16 protein-coding genes are annotated in these 21,301 nt (G+C 32.1%); 13 read left to right on the top strand and 3 right to left on the bottom strand.

Annotation, left to right across the window (positions count from 1 at the left end):
* The first annotated feature begins 124 nt into the window (after nt 1-124).
* The 7 genes from gloA2 to E0I61_RS04870 all read left to right on the top strand — a co-directional run bounded on the left by gloA2 (nt 125) and on the right by E0I61_RS04870 (nt 7,614).
* Complete coding sequence (gloA2, locus tag E0I61_RS04900) at nt 125-514, top strand: SMU1112c/YaeR family gloxylase I-like metalloprotein (RefSeq protein WP_132069808.1); 390 nt, start codon at nt 125-127, stop codon at nt 512-514.
* A gap of 127 nt (nt 515-641) precedes the next feature.
* Nucleotides 642-1,922 (top strand): chloride channel protein, encoded by a 1,281-nt coding sequence (locus E0I61_RS04895; RefSeq protein WP_132069806.1) that lies wholly within the window; start codon nt 642-644, stop codon nt 1,920-1,922.
* Between the two features lie 6 nt (nt 1,923-1,928).
* Complete coding sequence (locus E0I61_RS04890) at nt 1,929-2,537, top strand: HPP family protein (RefSeq protein WP_131996346.1); 609 nt, start codon at nt 1,929-1,931, stop codon at nt 2,535-2,537.
* 203 nt (nt 2,538-2,740) lie between these two features.
* Nucleotides 2,741-3,280, top strand: a complete 540-nt coding sequence (locus E0I61_RS04885) for an IS1096 element passenger TnpR family protein (protein ID WP_131996343.1) — start codon at nt 2,741-2,743, stop codon at nt 3,278-3,280.
* An 89-nt stretch (nt 3,281-3,369) separates the two neighbouring features.
* Nucleotides 3,370-4,428, top strand: coding sequence for a nucleoid-associated protein (locus tag E0I61_RS04880; RefSeq protein WP_131996340.1), 1,059 nt, complete (start codon nt 3,370-3,372; stop codon nt 4,426-4,428).
* A 211-nt stretch (nt 4,429-4,639) separates the two neighbouring features.
* Nucleotides 4,640-4,879 (top strand): hypothetical protein, encoded by a 240-nt coding sequence (locus E0I61_RS04875; protein ID WP_131996337.1) that lies wholly within the window; start codon nt 4,640-4,642, stop codon nt 4,877-4,879.
* Nucleotides 4,880-5,244: 365 nt separating this feature from the next.
* Nucleotides 5,245-7,614: a GAF domain-containing protein gene (locus E0I61_RS04870; RefSeq protein ID WP_132069804.1), complete on the top strand. Its 2,370-nt coding sequence runs from the start codon at nt 5,245-5,247 to the stop codon at nt 7,612-7,614.
* Here E0I61_RS04870 and E0I61_RS04865 read toward each other — a convergent pair.
* On the bottom strand, nt 7,611-8,795 hold the full coding sequence (locus tag E0I61_RS04865; protein ID WP_132069802.1) for a Pycsar system effector family protein: 1,185 nt from the start codon (nt 8,793-8,795) through the stop codon (nt 7,611-7,613). The two genes, E0I61_RS04870 and E0I61_RS04865, sit on opposite strands and share 4 nt — an antisense overlap.
* A gap of 25 nt (nt 8,796-8,820) precedes the next feature.
* On the opposite strand from E0I61_RS04865, the gene E0I61_RS04860 reads away from it, so the two are divergent.
* Nucleotides 8,821-12,555 (top strand): metallophosphoesterase, encoded by a 3,735-nt coding sequence (locus E0I61_RS04860; protein WP_132069800.1) that lies wholly within the window; start codon nt 8,821-8,823, stop codon nt 12,553-12,555.
* Here the strand turns inward: E0I61_RS04860 and E0I61_RS04855 are convergent.
* Together E0I61_RS04855 and E0I61_RS04850 are read right to left on the bottom strand one after the other, a co-directional pair.
* The gene (locus tag E0I61_RS04855; protein WP_132069798.1) at nt 12,538-13,416 is read right to left on the bottom strand and encodes an SdiA-regulated domain-containing protein; all 879 of its coding nucleotides are present in this window, start codon (nt 13,414-13,416) and stop codon (nt 12,538-12,540) included. The two genes, E0I61_RS04860 and E0I61_RS04855, sit on opposite strands and share 18 nt — an antisense overlap.
* A 36-nt stretch (nt 13,417-13,452) precedes the next feature.
* Nucleotides 13,453-14,520: a hypothetical protein gene (locus E0I61_RS04850; RefSeq protein WP_131996322.1), complete on the bottom strand. Its 1,068-nt coding sequence runs from the start codon at nt 14,518-14,520 to the stop codon at nt 13,453-13,455.
* A gap of 392 nt (nt 14,521-14,912) precedes the next feature.
* Between E0I61_RS04850 and E0I61_RS04845 the strand changes: the two genes are divergently transcribed.
* The 5 genes from E0I61_RS04845 to E0I61_RS04825 all read left to right on the top strand — a co-directional run bounded on the left by E0I61_RS04845 (nt 14,913) and on the right by E0I61_RS04825 (nt 21,292).
* The gene (locus E0I61_RS04845) at nt 14,913-16,742 is read left to right on the top strand and encodes a PAS domain-containing sensor histidine kinase (protein WP_132069796.1); all 1,830 of its coding nucleotides are present in this window, start codon (nt 14,913-14,915) and stop codon (nt 16,740-16,742) included.
* Nucleotides 16,732-17,133 (top strand): response regulator, encoded by a 402-nt coding sequence (locus tag E0I61_RS04840; RefSeq protein ID WP_131996316.1) that lies wholly within the window; start codon nt 16,732-16,734, stop codon nt 17,131-17,133. The genes E0I61_RS04845 and E0I61_RS04840 overlap by 11 nt, the downstream gene beginning before the upstream one ends.
* Nucleotides 17,134-17,198: 65 nt before the next feature.
* Nucleotides 17,199-18,110 (top strand): ABC transporter ATP-binding protein, encoded by a 912-nt coding sequence (locus E0I61_RS04835; RefSeq protein ID WP_132069794.1) that lies wholly within the window; start codon nt 17,199-17,201, stop codon nt 18,108-18,110.
* Between the two features lie 3 nt (nt 18,111-18,113).
* The gene (locus E0I61_RS04830) at nt 18,114-18,950 is read left to right on the top strand and encodes an ABC transporter permease (protein WP_132069792.1); all 837 of its coding nucleotides are present in this window, start codon (nt 18,114-18,116) and stop codon (nt 18,948-18,950) included.
* Between the two features lie 14 nt (nt 18,951-18,964).
* Nucleotides 18,965-21,292 (top strand): T9SS type B sorting domain-containing protein, encoded by a 2,328-nt coding sequence (locus E0I61_RS04825; protein WP_132069790.1) that lies wholly within the window; start codon nt 18,965-18,967, stop codon nt 21,290-21,292.
* Nucleotides 21,293-21,301 lie beyond the last annotated feature (9 nt).

The following is a 21,301-nucleotide window of genomic DNA, read 5'->3' as shown; positions in this document are numbered from 1 at the left end:
TTTTAATAACTAAAAATTATAGTTTACAAATTCAGAGTAATCTACGCTACCGAAGACGATATTTTCAGAACATCTTCAGCAAAATGTTGAAGATAAAAATGAATTCAATTTTTTTTAAAATAATATGCTTTCAATAAACAAAATCCACCACATTGCCATTATTTGTTCTGATTATCAAAAATCAAAAACTTTCTATACCTCAATTTTAGGACTAACAATTGTTCAAGAAATTTACCGTGAGGAAAGACAATCGTATAAACTCGATTTAGCTTTAAACGAAAATTATATCGTTGAGCTTTTTTCATTTCCAAATCCTCCACAACGCCCTTCAAAACCAGAAGCGCTAGGATTACGTCATTTAGCTTTTGAAGTTGACGATATTCAAAAAACGCGAGATTTTTTGGTCAATAAAAATATCATTTCAGAGGAAATTCGTGTTGATGAATTTACGCAAAAAAGCTTCTTCTTTATTGCTGATCCAGACGGATTACCGATAGAATTTTATGAAAAATAAAACATTTCTATTTGTAAAAAAGTAAAAATATTACCAAAATCATAAAAGAAAACATTCCAATCTATATTTCAATTCTATTCTGATTTTGTTTCTCTAAATTTGTAATATTCAGACAATTAATTTTCAAATGAACAATACCACGCAAATCAAAAAAAATTATCGCTTCATTAAACTTCAGAAACTAGTTATTGTATCCATTCTAATTGGTTTTCTTTCTGCTTTTTTAGGTGTCATTTTAAAAAATGCTACGGAATATTATGAAGAAATCTTTTTTCACCAAACGATTGTAAATCCAATATTCTATGTTGTTTTTCCAGTTTTTGGATTGTCAATTATTTTTTTTCTTCGGGAATATGTATTTAAAAAGAAGGAAAACAAAGGGATAAAAGAAATCTTTGAAAGTACCAATTCCAATTCAAAAAACTTACCCAGTTATAAGATTTCTTCTCATTTCATTAACGGCTTATTGACTGTAGTCTTTGGTGGTTCTACCGGAATAGAAGTTTCGACAGTTGTCGCTTCGGCAACTATTGGTTCTGTTGCGCAAAGAAAACAAAATGTATTCAGACAATACAAAACAGAATTAATCTGTGCAGGAGTTGCCGCTGGAATTACCGCATTATTCAGCAGTCCAATTGCCGGAATTTTATTTTCACTCGAAGTAATCTCAAAAAAAGTAACTCGGGCGTTTGTACTAACAAACCTTATAGCCGTTTCGATCGCTTTTGGACTCATTTATTTATTGGATGAAAAACCTTTGTTTGCAGTAAACATTACGACTTGGCATTTAAGAGCTATACCCTACTTTATACTTTTAGGAATTATAGCAGGAATACATTCCGTTTATTTAACCCGTTGTGTTTTGTTTTTTAAAGAACAATTTTCGAAAATAAAAGTACCTTATTTCAAAATTATCTTCGGATCTGTGATTTTAAGTATTTCTCTTTTTGTTTTCCCACAACTTTATGGCGAAGGATATCATGCCATCAAAACTATTTTTATTAATCCAAATGAAATAGTACTTTCACTTTCGTTAGTACTAACCTTTATTGGAATTTTACTTTTGAAACCCATTGTTGCTTCGGCTACTCTTGCTTCTGGTGGAGATGGTGGTGTTTTTGCACCAAGCCTTTTTATCGGCGCTTTTTTAGGATTACTCCTTGCTTTACTCTTAAACACCTACTTTAATGCTGATGTGATCCCAATAAATTTCATGGTAATTGGAATGGCAGCAGTTTTGAGTGCCAGTATTCATGCGCCTTTTACCGCTATATTCTTAGTTTGTGGTTTAACCAATGATTATACATTGCTTCTTCCAATTCTAGTGGTTTGCTTGGTTTCAAAATATACGGCAAAAGCGATTTATCCATTCACTGTTTACTCCTATTCGCCAAGTTTAATAAAATAACTGCTTATGCCTGTTCAAAAAATAAAAAGAAATTATCGTAAAACTAAATACATTCTGTATAAAGAAACTTTAATTGATTTTAAAGAACATTTCTGGGCTTTTTTGGGTTCATTCATTGGTATTGGCATAATTGCCTACTTACAATCTCAAACGTTACCAGATTCAGATGTGGTTTATTTAATTGGTTCATTCGGTGCATCAAGTGTCTTGGTCTATGGCGTAATTCAAAGTCCATTGGCACAACCTAGAAATCTTATTGGAGGTCACTTAATTTCTGCAATTATTGGTGTTACGGTATATAAATTCGTTCCGGATATACTTTGGTTAACCGCTCCGCTAGCTGTTTCTTCATCTATTGTTTTGATGCAAATGACTAAAACATTACACCCTCCAGGCGGAGCGACCGCTTTGATTGCAATAGCTGGTTCTGAAAAAATTAAAAATTTGGGCTATTGGTATGTACTTTCTCCTGTTTTGAGCGGTGTACTTATTTTGCTTGTCGTTGCTTTAATTTTTAACAACATGGCTCACAGCAGGATATATCCAAATCATAAAAAATACCATCAATTTAGAAAAAGAGTCGCTACTATGTTTAAAAGCAAATCAGACGAGTAAAAAACAATGAAAATGGAATCCTTCGAATAAAAATTCTCATTTGCGAATAGCGTTTTCACTTAACATCCTGGCTTGGGTGAACTTTCAATTACTATCATTCTTAAATGAATGCATACACAAAAATCTTATCAACAAATCGAAAATCTGAAATCTAAATCTAAAAATTAAATTTTACCTTTGAGCTTTCAATAAAAACAAAGATTATGGTTTATAAATTTAGAGTGATTCTAGACGCGGAAGAAGATGTTTTTAGAGACATTGCAATACTTGAAGACGATACTTTAGAAGATTTGCACAATGCTATTTTTAATTCCTTTGGATTTGACGGAATGGAAGTGGCTTCATTTTATACTTGCGATGAAACTTGGAATCAGGAAGATGAAATCTCACTTTTTGATACCGGTGATGTTCCAGGTGAGCAAAAAATCATGAGCGATTACCAATTGTCAGATATTTTAGATAAGGGAAATACTAAAATCCTCTATGTTTATGATTTCATCAATATGTGGACTTTCCTTGTAGAACTGGCTGCTGTAGAAGATCAAGTTCTTGGTAATTTATATCCGGAAACTATTTTTTCTCATGGAGAAATGCCGGATGAAGCAATGGAAAAAAACTTTGAATCAGATAATGCAGATAACTACAATGATGAATTTGAAGACGGGTTAGACGAAGATGATCTGGATATGTTTGAAGGAGACGATAGTTTTGAAGACTTTGGATTTGAGGAGAACTGGAATTAAAGCATTATACAATTAAGAATCAAGAGCCAAGATAAAAGACCTTTTTGCTGTCTTTCATCTTGGTTCTTTTATCTAAAAAAATAAAAAAGATGATCAACTTATATAATACACACATCGAAAACTTATCAATTCATAGAGTTGGTAATAAAAGTAGAAACGAAGCCATTTTTTTATCGGAACAACCTTTCAATCTGAATGATGAAATTGTGCCTTTGATGAAAGAATTTTTCTTTAAACCATTTAGAGAAAAAGAAGAAAACTATTTTCAGTTTGCACATGAAATTGATTTGGATTACAATGATATGTTCAAATACGCGACAGAGATTTTTGAAAACCCTAGTACTATTCATGAGGTTTCTAAAAAAATAACAAAACACTTATTTGAACAGTCTAATCATCCTCACATCAAAAATGGAGAAGTATACGTTACATATTTAACAAACGTAAGTATTGATAATAATGTCGTGGATGCCATAGGAATTTTCAAAAGTGAGATTCAGGCTGACTTTTTGCAATTTGAAGAAAAAGAAACGCACTTAGAAATGATTTTACAACAAGGAGTAAGTCTAAATAAATTAGACAAAGGCTGTTTGATCTTTAATTATAAAAAAGAAGAAGGATACAAAATCCTTACAGTAGATAGCAACCGCTATGACGCCAGATATTGGTTAGAACATTTCTTATCTGTTGATGCTTTTGAAGATGAAAACTTCATCACTAAAAAGTATTTAAAATTCTGTCAGAACTTCGCCAAAGATGTTGTCTTCCCTGCTGAAGATAAGAAAGAAGAAGTGATGTTCATGAACCGTTCTGTGAACTATTTTGCAAAAAACGATCAGTTCGAGGAAACAAATTTCTTGAATGAAGTACTAGATAATCCAGACTTAATTCCGGAATTCAAGAACTATAAAATTGATAAAGGAGAAAAATACAGTATTGAAGATGTAACCTCCTTCCCTATTGCTAATGCTGCGGTTTCTGATGCGAGAAAATCAATCAAAAACGTAATCAATTTAGATACACACATTCAAATTAAAATGGATTTCATCAATCCTGAAAGTGCCGAAAAATTTGTAGAAAAAGGTTGGGACGAAGAAAAACAAATGTATTACTACTTAGTTTATTTCAACAAAGAAGAGAAAAGCTAGTTACACTTCTAAATATTCAATCCTCAATTAGTTAAGTAGTTGGGGATTTTTTATGCCCTTTTCACACCTTCTTACATGAGGATATAAAAAAATATTAATTTTATAAGAATTTTATTGTTTTATTTAATTTAAAATGTATTTAATCGATTTTATTTGATATTTAAACGATTATTAATTAAGTTTAGTCCCCCAAATCTAAATAATCAAATATATGAACACAACCGAAATCAAAGAAAAATTTATAAATAAAAGAATCCTGTGTTCACTATTTGGCCATAAAATAATAACAACCCGAAATGTCACAAATCATTTCAAAGAATTTAAATGCACTGTTTGTCAACTCGAATTAACTAACGATGAAAAAGGCAGAAAAACATTTCTTACCCCAGAGCTAAAAGAAATAAATGAAACACTGATTGGTTTCTATAATAAAAGAATTCATTCTATATGAAATAATCTCTTATTTATTACAATTAATTCGATTCTAAAACAACAACTTATTCCCTTTTTATTCTTGAAGAAAGCATGCCTTTATAAAATTTAAATTCAGTTTATCACTAACACTATAAAACCCTTGAAAAGATGCTAATCCTTATATTAATCCAATCAATAATGTTATTGAGACAAAAAAATAAATTAAAAAAAAGTCTCTTGAACTCCAATATTACCTTTATCAGCAAATCATAACTTGATTTAAAAGAAACTCTCTTAAAAATACTTGCAAATAAGAGCTTCTTAAAGATGAAACTAAAAGACAATTTGTAGACTTTTGGTTTCGAATTATTTGTAAATTTGTTTTTCCGTAAAACAAAAAGGATGACTCGTAATTTTTTTAAAGACAGCCCATTCAAAACCTTGATTTCATTCCATAAGCTTATTAAAGCTCTCGAAGAAATTGCTGTCACCAATGTGGATTATCGCTCCAATTACGCCAAAGCATTATTAAAACAAATAGAACCTTTTCCTGAATTTAGAACAGGAATTGAAGATTTAAATTTAATTCATGAAAATGAAACGGTAATCAAATACCTATTAGCCGACCTATTTCCTACTGCCTTAACTAATAATGAAATTAAAGCAGTAACGATTCCTTTCCAGAATTTTACTTTTAATTATACCGAAAGATTCAAAAAAACACTTCATAATGCCGGGACAACATTTGACATGACAATCCGGGATTTTGATGAACACCAATTCTACATCATGAATTGCATTTTGATTCTGAACACATTTTATAATCAACATTTTGATTTCAACAGACCTTTATTTTATGATATTCCAGATGCAAATGGCATTATGAAGCATTATAGAATTCTATATAATGCCGATTTTATGGAAATTATCCCTACTGATAAAGCGATGACATTAACTCCAGAGGATATCGATTTATTGATGGATAATTATGATAATATCGATTTGTGGAAAGAAAAATTCCCATCGGAAAGTTGGATTTTAAAAGGCTTTGGTATCGTATCTCTATTTGATGCTTCCATTGAAAGTGCCATTTCAAACTTAAAAAGTAATCTTCTAAAATCAGAAACGGAACAAATCGATAACACCCTGAATTTTGAAACTATTTTTCGTTCCATTTTTAAGGTATCCGATTTACAAGTCGGTTTCATCATTTATAATGAAGAAGATGAAAAATTTACAAGGCCAATTTATGATGAAAAAAAAATAGGCAGTTTTATTCTTCACGATATCGAAGAAGTCGATTGTAAAAACGCCCTTTTTGGTTGCTCTTTAAAAACCATTTTAGAGCAAAATAAACCTTTTATAATTTCAAATGTTGAAAAATTAGCTCTAACATCAGGAAATGAAAAACTGGGAGAGCATTTGTTAAAACAGAATATTCAAAGCTGTATTCTTGCTCCGGTAATAAAAAATGATAAACTTTTGGGTATTATAGAATTAGTTTCGGCAAAGCCAAGAGAGCTTAACAGCATCAATGCAAACAATCTGGACTTAATTTTGCCTTATTTGGTGGATACATTGGAACGTTATAACAATGATATGCAACACCAAATAGAAGCCATTATTCAAAGAGAATATACTACGATTCATCCTAGCGTGTATTGGAAATTCAGAAAAGAAGCCCAAAAATATTTCCTAACCAGTAATCAAAGTAAAGGTTATATTTTTAAAGAAATTGTTTTCAAAGAGGTATATCCTTTATATGGTCAGATTGACATTAAAGGCTCTTCCGAGCATAGAAACGAGACCGTAAAAGCAGATCTAAAGAATCAACTGAAAACACTCTTGCAAATTTTTGAAAATCTAAAATCCAATACCAATCTTGTATTGTTGGAACAGCGAAAATTTGAATTACAATCGTTTTTCAAAGAATTGGATTCTCCCCTGAAAGCGGATACCGAACAACAGATTCAACGTTATATTGAAACTGAAATTCATCCCATTTTAAAAAATTCCAAAATGGACAATGAGTGCCAAATTTTAGTTGAAAACTATTTTGAAAAACTAGATGAAAAAACGGGATTGTTTTATCAATCCAGAAAGAAATTCGATAATGCAATGTCTATTGTCAATAAAAAACTGGCTGGAATTATTGATAAAAAACAAACGGAAGCACAAAATATTTTTCCGCATTATTACGAACGGTTTAAAACTGACGGGGTAGAACATAACTTGTACATTGGTGCTTCCATTGCTCCAAATCTAACATTTGACATGATGTATCTTAATAATTTACGATTGTGGCAATTGCAAACCTTGTGTGAAATGGAGTTGGAACATCATCAATTAAAGTCTTCTTTGCCCTATAAATTAGATGTCACTTCTCTAATTTTGGTGTTTAGTTCCCCTATTTCTATCCGATTTAGAATGGATGAAAAGCGTTTTGATGTTGATGGAACATACAATGCGAGATATGAAGTGGTGAAAAAACGAATCGATAAAGCCAACATCAAAGGGACTAAAGACCGTATTACCGAAAAAGAAAAAATCACCATCGTATATTCACATAATCAGGAAGAAACCGAATATTTGAAATACATCAAATTCCTGCAATTCAAAAATATTCTCGAACCAAACATCGAACAATTCGAGGTGGAAGAATTACAAGGTGTTTCCGGGCTAAGAGCCATAAGAGTAAAAGTGGTTAATGCCGAGAATAGAGCAATGACTAAAAAGTATTCTTATCAGGATTTATTGGACGAATTAAACTAAACACCAACCATTTTGAAAGCAATTACAAAAGCAATAACCGACAGAACTATTCCTATCATAAAAAGATTATAGGCAATTCGCAACAGTCTGTATTTTTTTTCCAGAACCAATCCCAGAAAATATAAATCTTTAATCATCGAATTATACAGATATTCTCTGTCTTTCATCATCTCATTCATAGCCCATTCATAATCCTCCAAAGGCATTTTATAAAAGTTTCCAAAGAAAAGCAGGTTCACTTTTTTATCTTCAATGTCTTGTTTCGTAAAAACCCCCTTAGTCACTTTTGGACGTGTAGAAAGTATAGCAAAAATGATGGTAATTACACTAGAAATTAACATGACAAAAACAGGAATAACCAAATGAGCATTTTTTGGACTGTCTAATTTTGGAATAATCGTAGATAGTGCAATAGAAATGATAATCGCATTTACAGAAAGTAAAATATTGGCTTTACTGTCGGCAATTCCACTCAAACGCGTGTGATTATTTAATGTTACCCTAAACAAAGTATCTATACCCCGTTCTGGTTTTTCTTCTTTCTCTCTTTTTTTGATTTCTTTTTCTAGCTTTTCTTTCGCTTCTACTTCAATTTTTTTAATTTTTTTCTGTACTTTGTTAATATTTTTTTCCTTTGAGGGCTGCCAATTTTTTAAAGCATAATCCGTATAAAAATGATGCTTACTTACTAAAAAGTCCTTGTTTTCTATCGCCCAATCTTTATCCGTAAATGATTTCTGTTCTGTGTTTTCCCATTCTGTTCTCAAAAATTCACAAGCCAAAGCATAATCTTCGCTAAAAAGATGGTAGTAATCGGCGTCTTTTATTATTTTTTCTAAAAGGGTTTGAGGTACACTATCCTTCATAGTTGCTTTGATTAAGCCAGTAACTTTCTTTATATAATCATCCGATTTTCCTTTTTCTTTTAAAAAATCGGCTGCAATAACACTACTGAAATCTTCGTGGTTTGCACAACCGTTTATATATCCGGTATCGTGAAACCAAGCTGCGATTACTAGCATTTCTTTGTCAGTAGGATTTAAATTTTCACTGTCGGACAGTGTATTAACTGCATCAACTACGCCAAGTGTATGATTAAAATTATGATAGGTATATAAAACAGAAAGTTTATCTTTGAGTAAATTAAAAACAAAATCTTGGGCTTGATCGATAAGAGTCATAAATAAATTTTTATACTACTAAATTATGAAATTGTTTTCGGATAATTGTTTTATTACCTCGAAGAAAGTGACTTTTATGTTATTTGTTTCAGCCTTGATTTTTCAATCATGTGCAACACATCACGCCCAATTTGGTAAAGAAATCAAAAATCCAGTAGTACAAAACGAAACAGACAGCTCAAAAATTGCACATACTTTTTATTTAATTGGCGATGCCGGAAACGCCAATGAAGAAAAAGCGCAACAAACAATTGGTTTACTGGAAGATCGATTAATAAAAGCAAACAACAATACGACTCTTTTATTTCTTGGCGATAATATTTATCCAAAGGGACTCCCTAATACTGACCATCCAAATGAGCGAATTATTGCCGAAAATAAGCTGACAAATCAACTAAAGCTATCTAAAAACTTCAAAGGCAAAACCATTTTTATTCCTGGAAATCATGATTGGTACAGTGGAATAAAAGGTTTAGTACGCCAAGCAAAGTTTGTAACGGAATATTTAAATGATAAAAAATCATTCTTACCCAGAAAAAGCTGTGGGATTGATGATTTAGAAATCAATAAAAATCTAACACTGATTACTATAGACAGCCAATGGTTTCTGGAAGATTGGGATAAAAGTCCAACCATAAACGATGATTGCACGATAAAATCAAGAGACGCTTTTTTTTATGAGCTAGAAGATATTCTGAATAAAAATCAGGAGAAAACAATAATTCTGGCGCTTCATCATCCGTTAATGAGCTATGGAACACACGGCGGTCAATTTTCATTGGAAAAACAACTATTCCCATTAGAACAAAAGATTCCACTTCCTGTCATAGGTTCTGTTATCAACCTCATCCGAAAAACATCTGGAATAAGCCCGCAAGACATTCAAAATAAACACTACACTCATTTTATTAAACGCATAAAAACACTATTGCAGAGTCAGAATAATGTCATAGTAGTTTCGGGCCATGACCATAATTTACAATACATTGAAAAAGATAACATCAAGCAAATTGTAAGTGGAGCCGGATCAAAATCAGAGGCTGCAAAAGCCGTTAACCCCAATGATTTTTCTTATGGTGGAAATGGGTATGCAAGATTATCTGTTTATGAAAATGGAGCCGCAAAAGTTTCTTTTTACGGGAAGGAAAACAACAAAGAAAAACTGATTTTTGAACAATTTATAGTAGCTAAAAAAGACGATTTTAGCACTAAGAACTTTTCAACTTCATTTGCAAAAACTACCACTGCAACTATCTATTCAGAAAAACAAACGGATAAAAACAGGTTTTATAAATTCCTTTTCGGGAACCATTATCGAAAGTATTACAGCTTGCCGATAGAAGTAAAAACCACTACGATTGACACTCTTTTTGGAGGTTTAAAACCGAAACGTGCCGGTGGTGGACATCAGTCCAAATCATTGCAAATTGTTGACAAAAACGGAAAAGAATATGTAATGCGCGCCTTGAAAAAAAGCGCTTCTCGTTTTCTGCAAGCTGTGGCTTTTAAAGACCAATTTATCGAAAACGAATTTGAAGATACGTATGCAGAGAATTTTTTATTTGATTTCTATACCACTTCACATCCTTATACTCCTTTTGCTATTGGAAATTTGGCCGAAAAAATTGGGGTTTCACATACAAATCCTGTATTGTACTATATCCCTAAACATAAAGCTCTAAAAGATTATAATGCAAATTTTGGGGATGAATTGTATATGGTGGAAGAACGGCCTACTGACAGCCAAATTGACGTAAAAAGCTTTGGGAGTCCTAGCGCGATAATCAGTACGGAAGATTTATTTAAGAATCTTCACAAAGATGAAAAGTATAATATTGATGAAAGTGAATACATCAAAGCACGCTTATTTGACATGCTCATTGGCGATTGGGACAGACATCAAGATCAATGGCGTTGGGGAGAATATAAAGTAGGCAAAAAGATAATTTACAAACCGATTCCAAGAGATCGTGACCAAGCATTCACAAAATATGATGGAACATTCCTTTCTCTTTTGATGAATATGCCTGCATTGCGTCACATGCAAACCTTTAATGAGAAAATTAAAAATGTAAAATGGCTGAATCGCGAACCTTATCCTTTGGATCTTGCTTTTCTAAAAACTGCCAATGAAAACGATTGGTTACAACAAGCCAAATACATTCAGGAAAACCTTTCGGATAGTGCAATAGACAGCGCCTTTGATAATCTGCCAAAAGAAGTTCAGGATAAAACTATAGAAGCTATAAAGCGCAAATTAAAAGTACGAAAAACACAATTGCAACGCTATGCTTCTGACTATTATAATGTGTTACAAAAAACAGTTCTGATTGTTGGTACCGATAAAAAGGACAAATTTATAATCCACCAGACAACAAAAAATAATATTGGGATCGAAGTATACCGATCCAAAAACGAAGGCGATGAATTGTTGTACACAAAAGATTTTGTTGCCGGAAAAACAAAAAATATCTGGATTTACGGATTGGATGAAGATGATATTTTTGAAGTAAAAGGAAACTCAAAATCAGACATAAACATTCGATTAATTGGAGGACAAAACGAAGATTCGTATACTGTAGAAAACGGAAAAAAGGTAAAAATTCATGATTTTAAATCAAAAAGTAACACCTACGTTTTAGATTCAAAAACCAGAGTTATTTTGTCCGATGACTATGAGGCCAGTCATTATGATTATGAAAAACCGAAATACAATGTTTTTTCAGGATTACCAAATATTGGTTATAATCCTGATGATGGTGTCAAAATAGGTTTTATTACAAACTATACCATCAATAAATTCAATCAAAATCCATATACGCAAAAACACATTTTGAAAGCAAATTACTTTTTTGCCACAGATGGATATGAATTGGTTTACAATGCGCATTTCCCGAAGTCAATTGTCAAATGGGATTTAGATTTAGAAAGCCAATTCACGAGTCCGAATTTTACAATTAATTATTTTGGTGCCGGAAATGAAACTGCAAATAATGACGAAACTTTCGGAATGGATTACAATCGCGTGCGCATCCGAATGTTGAAAGTTTTACCATCCATCAAAAAAGTGGGGAAATATGGAAGCACACTACATTTCCAAACTTCATTTGAGCAAATCAGCGTGGAAGAAACCAATAATCGATTTATAAATATTCCCGGAATCGTAAATCCTGGCGTTTTTGACAGTCAGCAATTTGCGGGAGCAACACTTAAATATAGTTTTGAAAATTATGATATTCCATCTTTTCCTTCCATGGGGATGGGTTTTTCTATCGCTGGGAATTGGAAAATGAATTTGAACGACGCCAAAAGAAATTTTCCTTCATTAGAAAGCAAAATTAATTTTAACCATAAAATTGATGCAAATGGCAAAATAGTTTTAGCAACTATTTTGAAAGCAAAAGTATTATTGAATAACAATTTCGAATTTTATCAAGGAGCAACTTTGGGTGGTGATTATGACTTAAGAGGCTTTAGAAACGAGCGCTTTTTAGGCAATCAATCCTTCTATCAAAGTAGTGATATACGTTGGAATTTAGGAAAAATCAGAAGAAGTGTCTTGCCTATGACCTACGGTATTTTAGGTGGTTTTGATTATGGAAGAGTTTGGCAAAAAGACGAGAATTCAGATAAATGGCATCAATCTTTTGGTGGCGGATTATGGCTGAACGGTTTGAATGTAGTTACGGCCAGAATCACCTATTTTAAAACTACCGATGAAGAAGCCCGAATTGCTTTTGGTTTAGGATTTGGATTTTAGTTTTTTGACACTTACATCATAAACATTTCCTCCTACACTTTTGACTTTTTCATCAGCTATAAAAATTCTGTCATTATCAATAAAAGAAGCGGCTTCTTTTTGGGAAAAATGGTTTAGTTCGAGGGTAGTTTTTATTCCATTCAGAAAATTATCACCTCCGAAACTTTCGAATAAAAATATCTTATCATGGGTTAAAACAGCAACTTTGGACTCATCAGGGCTTATGGCAGCGCTTGTAATTGCGCAATGATTGTAATTGTCACAAGTTTTAAATTCTCCCATTAAAACCGCTTGATGAAAACCTGCCGTATTTGGAATTTTGTATAAAAAAGCGGTCCCGTCAAAACCTTTACTTCGGTTTTTAGTGAAGAGATAGAAATTATTTTTAAACTCAAAAAAACCTTCGACATCATAGAACATTTCTGTTTTTTTGGGAGGGAAATCTTTTTGTTCCGGATACGCAAATGAAATTTCATACGCTGGAATTACACTTTCAGCTGCTAAGGATTTTTTATCGATTTTATAAATCCTTAAATCCTTTCTTTCATTATCATTGTTTCCGAAATCACCAATATATAGATTCCCATCTTTGTCTTTTGTGATATCTTCCCAATCGACATTCTCCGTATTTTCGATGGTTATTGTTTTTTCAATTTTGCCATTTTCAAAATTCAGTCCATAAATTTCATTCGCATTACCGCTGTCTTCCACTGTCCAAAGCAAATTGCTTTTAGATGAATAGGTAATTCCTGAAACTTCTTTTAGCTTTTTAGGCAACGAATAAACCGTTGTTAAAGTACCCGAATCTGGTTGACAAGAAAGAAAAGTAAAAGCAGATAAGATGAAAATGTAGTTTCTCATAGTTGAATTAATGTAAACTATAAATTTATAAAAAGATTAAAATCCCGTTTTAAATAAATTTGTATTCTTAAAGTTTCTCGTAATGAATTCAAAAGCAGCACTCATGATATTCCCCATAGATTTTGCTTTTTTAAAATTCAAATCATTTGTGTAACGATATAATTCTAATTGCAATTGCTTCAAATGTTCCTCTGGAGCGATAACATCATCCCCCATAATTTGCAATAATCTTTTAATACGATTTTCGGCAGAATGGATTCTTTTGGCAAGAACCGCTCTTTCCTCATCTTTGTATTGCTCGATTGAACTGTTTTGAAGTTTGTCTTTAACCAATTTTACCATTGGATAATTTTCTTTGAAAAATTGAGGTCTATAGACTTTAAAATTTCCTTCATAACATTGTTGGTCAAAGTCAATAGCGCGTATTTTATAAACAACATGGTCAAAATCATGTGTAGGAACAATCACATAATTATAGGAACGCATATCGCCCAATAATCGTATCATGCAACGCTCGTTGAATTTCACAAACTCTTTTGCAATTTGTGATTTTTCAGTTTCAGTACAATCTGTCAAAAGTGTTTTTATAAAAATATCGCCAGGAATCCCCATGATGTGTTCCTCTATTAAAGTGTCATTATACACTAAAAAATTTATTTTATCCGGAGATAAAATATGTTCCAATTCTAGTCCGTAAATACGGGAAGCATCTGCTTTCTTGATATAAAAATGAGTGTAATTATCATTCAGTATGTTTCTGACTTTTATTCGAAAAGGTTTCGAGTTTCCAAAAGTGCAGTAATCAATGGAATCCACATTCAAAAATTTAAGAATTCCCAGATTACCATCAGAATGCAACAACGAATAGATTTTTTTTAGATTCAAATCAATTTCTTGCCTTTCAAATTCATTATAATACACTCTAATCCATAAAGTGTCCTCATCATTTTTATCATAAACGGTCACAGATCCTGAAAAGCGCAATAAATCATCGTAAAAAATAGAAACTTTTGACAAACGGTCAAAACGTTCTAAGTACTCCAACAGTGATTTGTTTATTGGATACGAAGGTTTTTTAAAAAGCATTACTGGCTCACTACTCATTTGAAAAAGGATTTAATACAAAATTACAATAAATTAAGCCGTTGAAGGTTATTCCTTTTTAAAAATATGCTTTCAAAGTACTGCATAATTAGAAGCATAAAAGTATCCCGGTTACCATTTTTATATTCAAAGTCAAAATTATTTTTATCCGATAAGAACCAAAAAGGAATAAAAATTCGATAAAAAACGTAACTATTTAATTATTAGACAAAAACCGGGTTTTAAGCTTAAAATAAAAACCACACAAACGACTGATTAAAAGTGAATTAAGCATAATTCAAGAAGAATAAAATCATAAATATCAGTTTTTTTATATTAAAAAACACTAACGCCAAGATATAAACTTTATATTTGGTTGTCCCCAAGACGATTAAAATATTTAAACCCTACAAATGACAGATAAGCTTGAACTTTATTTCAAGGCTGCGCAGTCAGCTAAAATTGGAATCTGGAAATTGAACCTGCAAACCGATGATGTATATTGGGATGCTGTCACAAAATCTATTCTTGAAGTTCCTGAAGATTTTGAACCTGTTATTGAAAATGGTATTAATTTTTATACAGAGGGCGAAAATAGAGATCGGATAAAATTCCTTATCGAAAGAGCAACCTACGAAGGGATTTCATTTGATGATAAATTTCAGATTACTACTGCTAAAAATAACATCAAGTATATCGAATTTATATGTCAGATAGAAGTTATTGACGGAAAACCCATGAATTTATTGGGCACATTTCAAGACATCACAAAAGAGCAGAATTTAATCAATGAATTGCAGTTAAGCGTAGAGAAATTTTCCTCCATTTTTACTAGTGCCAATGACGCTATTTTTATCATTGACTCCTCTAATGGAATTGTAACCAGTTGCAATTCGAGATCTTCGGAACTTACCGGATATGACAACTCAGAATTGGTTGGTTGGCATAATTCTCACTTATTTCCAGTTAAATACAGACGAAAAGTTGGGGCTTTTCTCGTCAATCACTTAGCTAAGGATGATTATATTATTAACGAAACTAATATTCAAAGAAAAGACGGAAAAATCATTCCTGTGGAAGTGGCCTCCGGGAAAAAATTTCAGGTCGATAACATAACGTATTTGGTTTGTTTCATTAGAGATATAAGTGAAAGGAAGAATGTTGATGCTAAATTGAATTTATTATCTCTTGCAGCTTCCGAAACTACGGACACCATTGTAATTGCAAATAAAAAAGGAGAAGCGGTATGGGCAAATCAAGCCTATTTAGATCTTACCGGTTTAAATATGGAGAACATAATAGGACAAAAACCTGGCTATTTATCCAAAGGCCCCGAAACTGATTTAAGTGCTACAGCATTAATGAGAAAAGCAATTAAAAATAAAGAAAGTATAAAAATTACAATACTAAATTATAATAAAAACAAAGAGAAGTATTGGTTTGAACTAAATATAACTACCGTTTTTGACAGTAATAACAATTTAATTAATTTTATTGGTGTCGGCAGAAACGTAACTCAAAGAATCGAAAAAGAATTTGAACTTAAAAAATTATTAGATGTAACCAGTTGTCAAAACAATAAACTGTACAATTTCACTCACATAGTCTCTCATAACATACGCTCACACACCAGTAATTTATCAATGGTAGTGGATGTGATTGAAAATACAGATGATATTACTGAAAAGCTTTCCTATTTTGATTTATTTAAAGAAGGAACAGAGAAACTGTCAGAAACAATCGAATATTTGAATGAAATTATAACCATTCAGCAAAAAACAAATATTGAAAAGACTAAGATTCCGTTAAAAAGTGAAATCGAAAAAACAAGAATGGCTTTGAGTTTGGCCATTAAAGACAGCCAAATAACAATTACACATACAATCCCAGAAGATCTGGTTGTTAATGCAATTCCGGCTTACTTAGATAGTATTTTGCTGAATTTATTCACAAATGCCATTAAGTATAAATCTCCAAAACGGAAAGCCACTTTAGATATTGGTTACGAAATCATAGACAACTACACCGTTATAAACTTTAGAGACAATGGCTTAGGCATTGATTTGAAAAAAAATGGGCATAAACTTTTTGGAATGAATAAAACCTTTCACGGCAACGAAGATGCAAAAGGAATTGGATTATTTATAACCAAAAACCAGCTCGAAGCCATGAATGGAAAAATTGAAGTAGAAAGCGAAGAAGGTCTTGGGTCAAATTTTAAAATTTATTTGAATGAAAAATAAATTAACCTACATCATTGATGATGATAAATTAACTGTGAAATTGATGAGTATTCTCATCTCTAAAAACAAGTTCTGTGAAGAAATCGAATCTTTTAACAATGCTCAATTCGCAATTGATAAATTAAAAGAAAATTGGAACGATAGTGAAATTCTACCTGATGCCATTTTACTTGATTTAAATATGCCCGTAATGGATGGATGGCAGTTCTTGGATGAATTTATTCATTTACCCATAAAAAAAGAAATTTCAATTTTTATCATGACCTCTTCAATCGACCCTGCAGATATAGAAATGGCGAAAAAATATGATGTGATAAAAGATTATATAATGAAGCCAATTACTGCTCAAAAATTAGATACGCTATGCAAACTCATTTCTAAAATCAACTAATTCAAGTTTAACAGTAACAATATCCCATCTTGTTCGTCCTATATTAAATTAAAAAGACGAACCTATTGGAAACTATACTTTCTATCAAAAATCTCAACAAACGTTATGGCTCACTGCAAGCCTTAAAAAACGTTTCTTTCGACATACATAAAGGCAATGTATACGGAATTCTAGGTCCCAACGGGAGCGGAAAATCAACAACTTTAGGAATTGTATTGAATGTCGTTAATAAAACCTCTGGAGAATACAGCTGGTTTAGTGGTTCTATGGAAACGCATGAAGCCCTAAAAAAAGTAGGTGCAATTATAGAAAGACCCAATTTCTATCCTTATATGACTGCTAAGGAAAACTTAGAACTGGTTTGTAAAATTAAAGGAATCAACTATGCAAAAGTCAATGAAAAACTTGAATTGGTAGGTTTAGTTGATCGACAAAACAGTAAATTCAGTACTTTTTCTTTGGGAATGAAACAGCGGTTAGCGATAGCTTCGGCCCTATTGAATGATCCTGAAATTTTAATTCTTGATGAACCTACTAATGGTTTAGATCCTCAAGGGATTCATCAAATTAGAGATATCATCAAACAAATTGCGTCAAAAGGAACCACCATTTTACTCGCCTCGCATTTATTAGACGAAGTAGAAAAAGTATGTACCCATGTTTTGGTTTTAAGGAAAGGAGAAATTTTATATACTGGCTTAGTGGATGGTATGTCAGCAAATGAAGACTTTTTTGAATTACAAGCTGATGATACTGAAAATTTAATCCTAGCGGTTAAAACTCATCCAGCTTTTAAAAATGTTGTAAACGAGGATGGAAAAATTTTAGTTTATTTAAAAAATGATTTAGACGCTAAGGAATTGAATCGATTTCTTTTTGAAAAAAACATTATACTAAATCATTTGGTAAAGCGTAAAAACAGCTTAGAGGAACAATTTTTAGAACTGACCAATTCTAATCCAACTTTCAAAAACTAAATCATGAAACGATTACTTGCAATAGAATTACAAAAAATTTGGAAAAACAAAGCCAGCCGTGTTTTAACATTGGCCTATTTTATTCTCCTAACCTTTATAGCATTAATAGCCTCCATTAAATTTGATCTCGGCATTTTTAAATTTCATCTTGCAGAGATGGGAATTTTTAATTTCCCTTTTATATGGCATTTCAACACGTATATCGCAGCCATATTAAAATTGTTTTTAGCGATTGTAATTGTCTCCATGATGGCAAATGAATACAGCTATGGAACACTAAAACAAAATTTAATTGATGGAATGAGTAAAAAGGAGTTTATTCAGTCTAAATTTCTGACTGTTGTTTTATTTGCAACGGTATCAACTATTTTTATTTTCATAATGTCACTCATTTTAGGACTAAGCTATTCTTCCTACACTGAGTTTAGTATCGTTTTCTCTGATTTAGAATATCTTTTAGCCTATTTCGTCAAACTGGTCGGTTTTTTCTCTTTCTGTTTATTTTTAGGAATATTGGTAAAGCGTTCTGCTTTTGCACTGGGATTTCTTTTAGTTTGGAATATCATCGAAGGAGTTATCAATGGCGTTTTAACTTTTAAAGTATTCCCGAATAGCACTACGGCAGCATCTTTTACCCAATTTTTACCTTTACAATCCATGTCGAATTTAATCGTAGAACCTTTTTCCAGATTATCAGTGGTAAAAAACTTGGGAACACAAATTGGTTTGAATAATATTAAAGAATATGGTGTCAACCTATCGGCTATTCTTATCGTATTATTTTGGACTGTAATTTTTATTTTCCTTTCCTATCGATTATTAAAAAATAGAGATTTGTAGTATCTTTACACACGATGAAATGTGTGAAAATAATATTATTCTATATTTTTATTTGTTGCGTTATATTTGATGCAACCGCTCAATCTATTTCAGTAAACGACTCATATACAGCGCAACAACTTGTTGAAAATATTTTAGTAAATAGTTCTTGCGCCAATGTTTCTAATTTCATCGCAAAAGGAGATTCATTTTCCGGCAGTCAAAACAGTTACGCCTATTTTAATAATCAAGGGAGTAGTTTCCCTTTTACACAAGGCGTTCTTTTGAGTACGAGAAGTAGTCAAAATTCCAGAGGCCCATTTGTAAGAAACTTGGGAGGAGGAAATCCTTCTTGGCTGGGAGATACTGATTTAGAACAAGCATTAGGAATAACAAATACAATAAACGCGACGGTTTTAGAATTCGATTTTACAGCTCTGACAGATTTCATAAGTTTTGATTATATATTTGCTTCTAATGAATACCAAGATGATTTTCCTTGTAATTATTCTGATGGTTTCGCCTTTTTAATCAAAGAAATAAATACAACTACTTATACTAATTTAGCATTGCTTCCTGGTACTTCTACTCCCGTTTCATCAAAAAGCATTCACCCTTTAATTAATCCGATTCCAAATTCGACCGAACCCATAAAAAGTTGTGGTCCGGAAAACGAATTCTATTTTGGCGGCTTCAACACCGCTACCAGTCCAATTAATTATGCTGGGCAAACTAAAGTTTTAACCGCTCAAACAAAAGTTCAACCGGGAAGAACATACCATATAAAATTAGTAATCGCTGACCAGAGAAACCAATATTATGACTCCGCAGTATTTATTGAAGCGGGCAGTTTTTTACCAAAAATTGATTTGGGATCAGACCGATTATTAGCGACAAACAACCCTATTTGTTTTGGTGAAAGCTTTAATATTGACACAAAACTACCCGCGAGTTTAGGATATACTTACAAATGGTTTAAGAATAATGTAGAGTTTACGAACAACACTTCTACTTATTCTGTAACCGGTCCAGGGATTTATAGAGTCGAAGTGCAATTGACACCCAGTTGTATCGCTACTGAAGAAATAATAATCGAATATACTCCAGAAATTGATTTGAATGACACTACTCTTTCACAATGTGACATCGACAATGATGGAATATCCATTTTCAACTTAACCAAAGTCGATGCGGTTATAAAAAACAATGTGAGTAATTTAAGTGCGGTTGTTTATTATGAAACGTTGGTTGATGCTCAAGCAAAAACAAATCCAATTACCAATCCTACAACGTATAGCAACAAATTCATAAATCAGTCCGTATTTTCAAGAGTGAGTAATTCATTTAACTGTGTAAATTATGCCGAAGTAAAATTGATTATTTCCAATAACGCTATTGCAGTTCAAAACCCAATTTCAACTTGCGATACTGATGGTACAAATGATGGTTTAGCCCAATTTGATTTAAACACACAAGTAACACCTCAAGTAGTAACGGGTTTACCTGCTGGCTTAATCGTAGAATATTATTTAAATCCAACGGATGCCATAGTCCAACAAAATCAGTTATCAAATATTTTTAAAAATACCATTGCAACCCAACAAATTATTTATGCCCGAATCGTAAATGGTTCTGACTGTTATGCAATTACTCCCATTACACTTGTAGTGAACAACTTTGACCCACCTAATTTTCAAGAAGAGAATGCTGTTTTATGTAATGGTACTTCAATTAATTTAACCGTTGACACTGGTTTTTCCAGCTATTTATGGAGTACAGGAGCAATTTCAAATTCGATTTCGATTAGTACTTCTGGTGATTATTGGGTGAAAGTTACGAGTGCAAACGGATGCGAAAAAACAAAAAAATATCATGTTACAGCCTCTGGAATAGCAACGATTACAGGTGCAATAATAAATGATTTTTCCGGAAATGAAAATTCAGTTTTAATTGAACATACTGGAATTGGGGATTATGAATTTTCTATTGACGGCTCTTTTTTTCAGGATAATCCAATGTTTGATAGAATTGCACCCGGAGAATATTTAGTTTATGCCAGAGATAAAAACGGCTGTGGTTTATCAATTCCGTTTGTGGTATATGTTTTGGATTATCCTCGTTATTTCACTCCAAACGGAGATGGTTATAATGATATTTGGCAAATTAAAAATCTGGATAATTTACCCCAATCAACTTTACATATTTTTGACCGTTACGGAAAATTCTTAAAACAATTAATTACCTCAGACATTGGGTGGAATGGAACTTTCAATGGATTCGCATTACCCACTGATGATTATTGGTTTCATTTGAATTTAGAAAACGGCAGAGTAATAAAAGGTCATTTTTCATTAAAAAGATAATCTAAATTT

It is taken from the genome of Flavobacterium ranwuense (genome assembly GCF_004349315.1).
Lineage (GTDB): Bacteria > Bacteroidota > Bacteroidia > Flavobacteriales > Flavobacteriaceae > Flavobacterium > Flavobacterium ranwuense.
The sequence above is the reverse complement of the archived record's forward strand: the minus strand, read 5'-3'. Positions and strand labels throughout refer to the sequence as shown.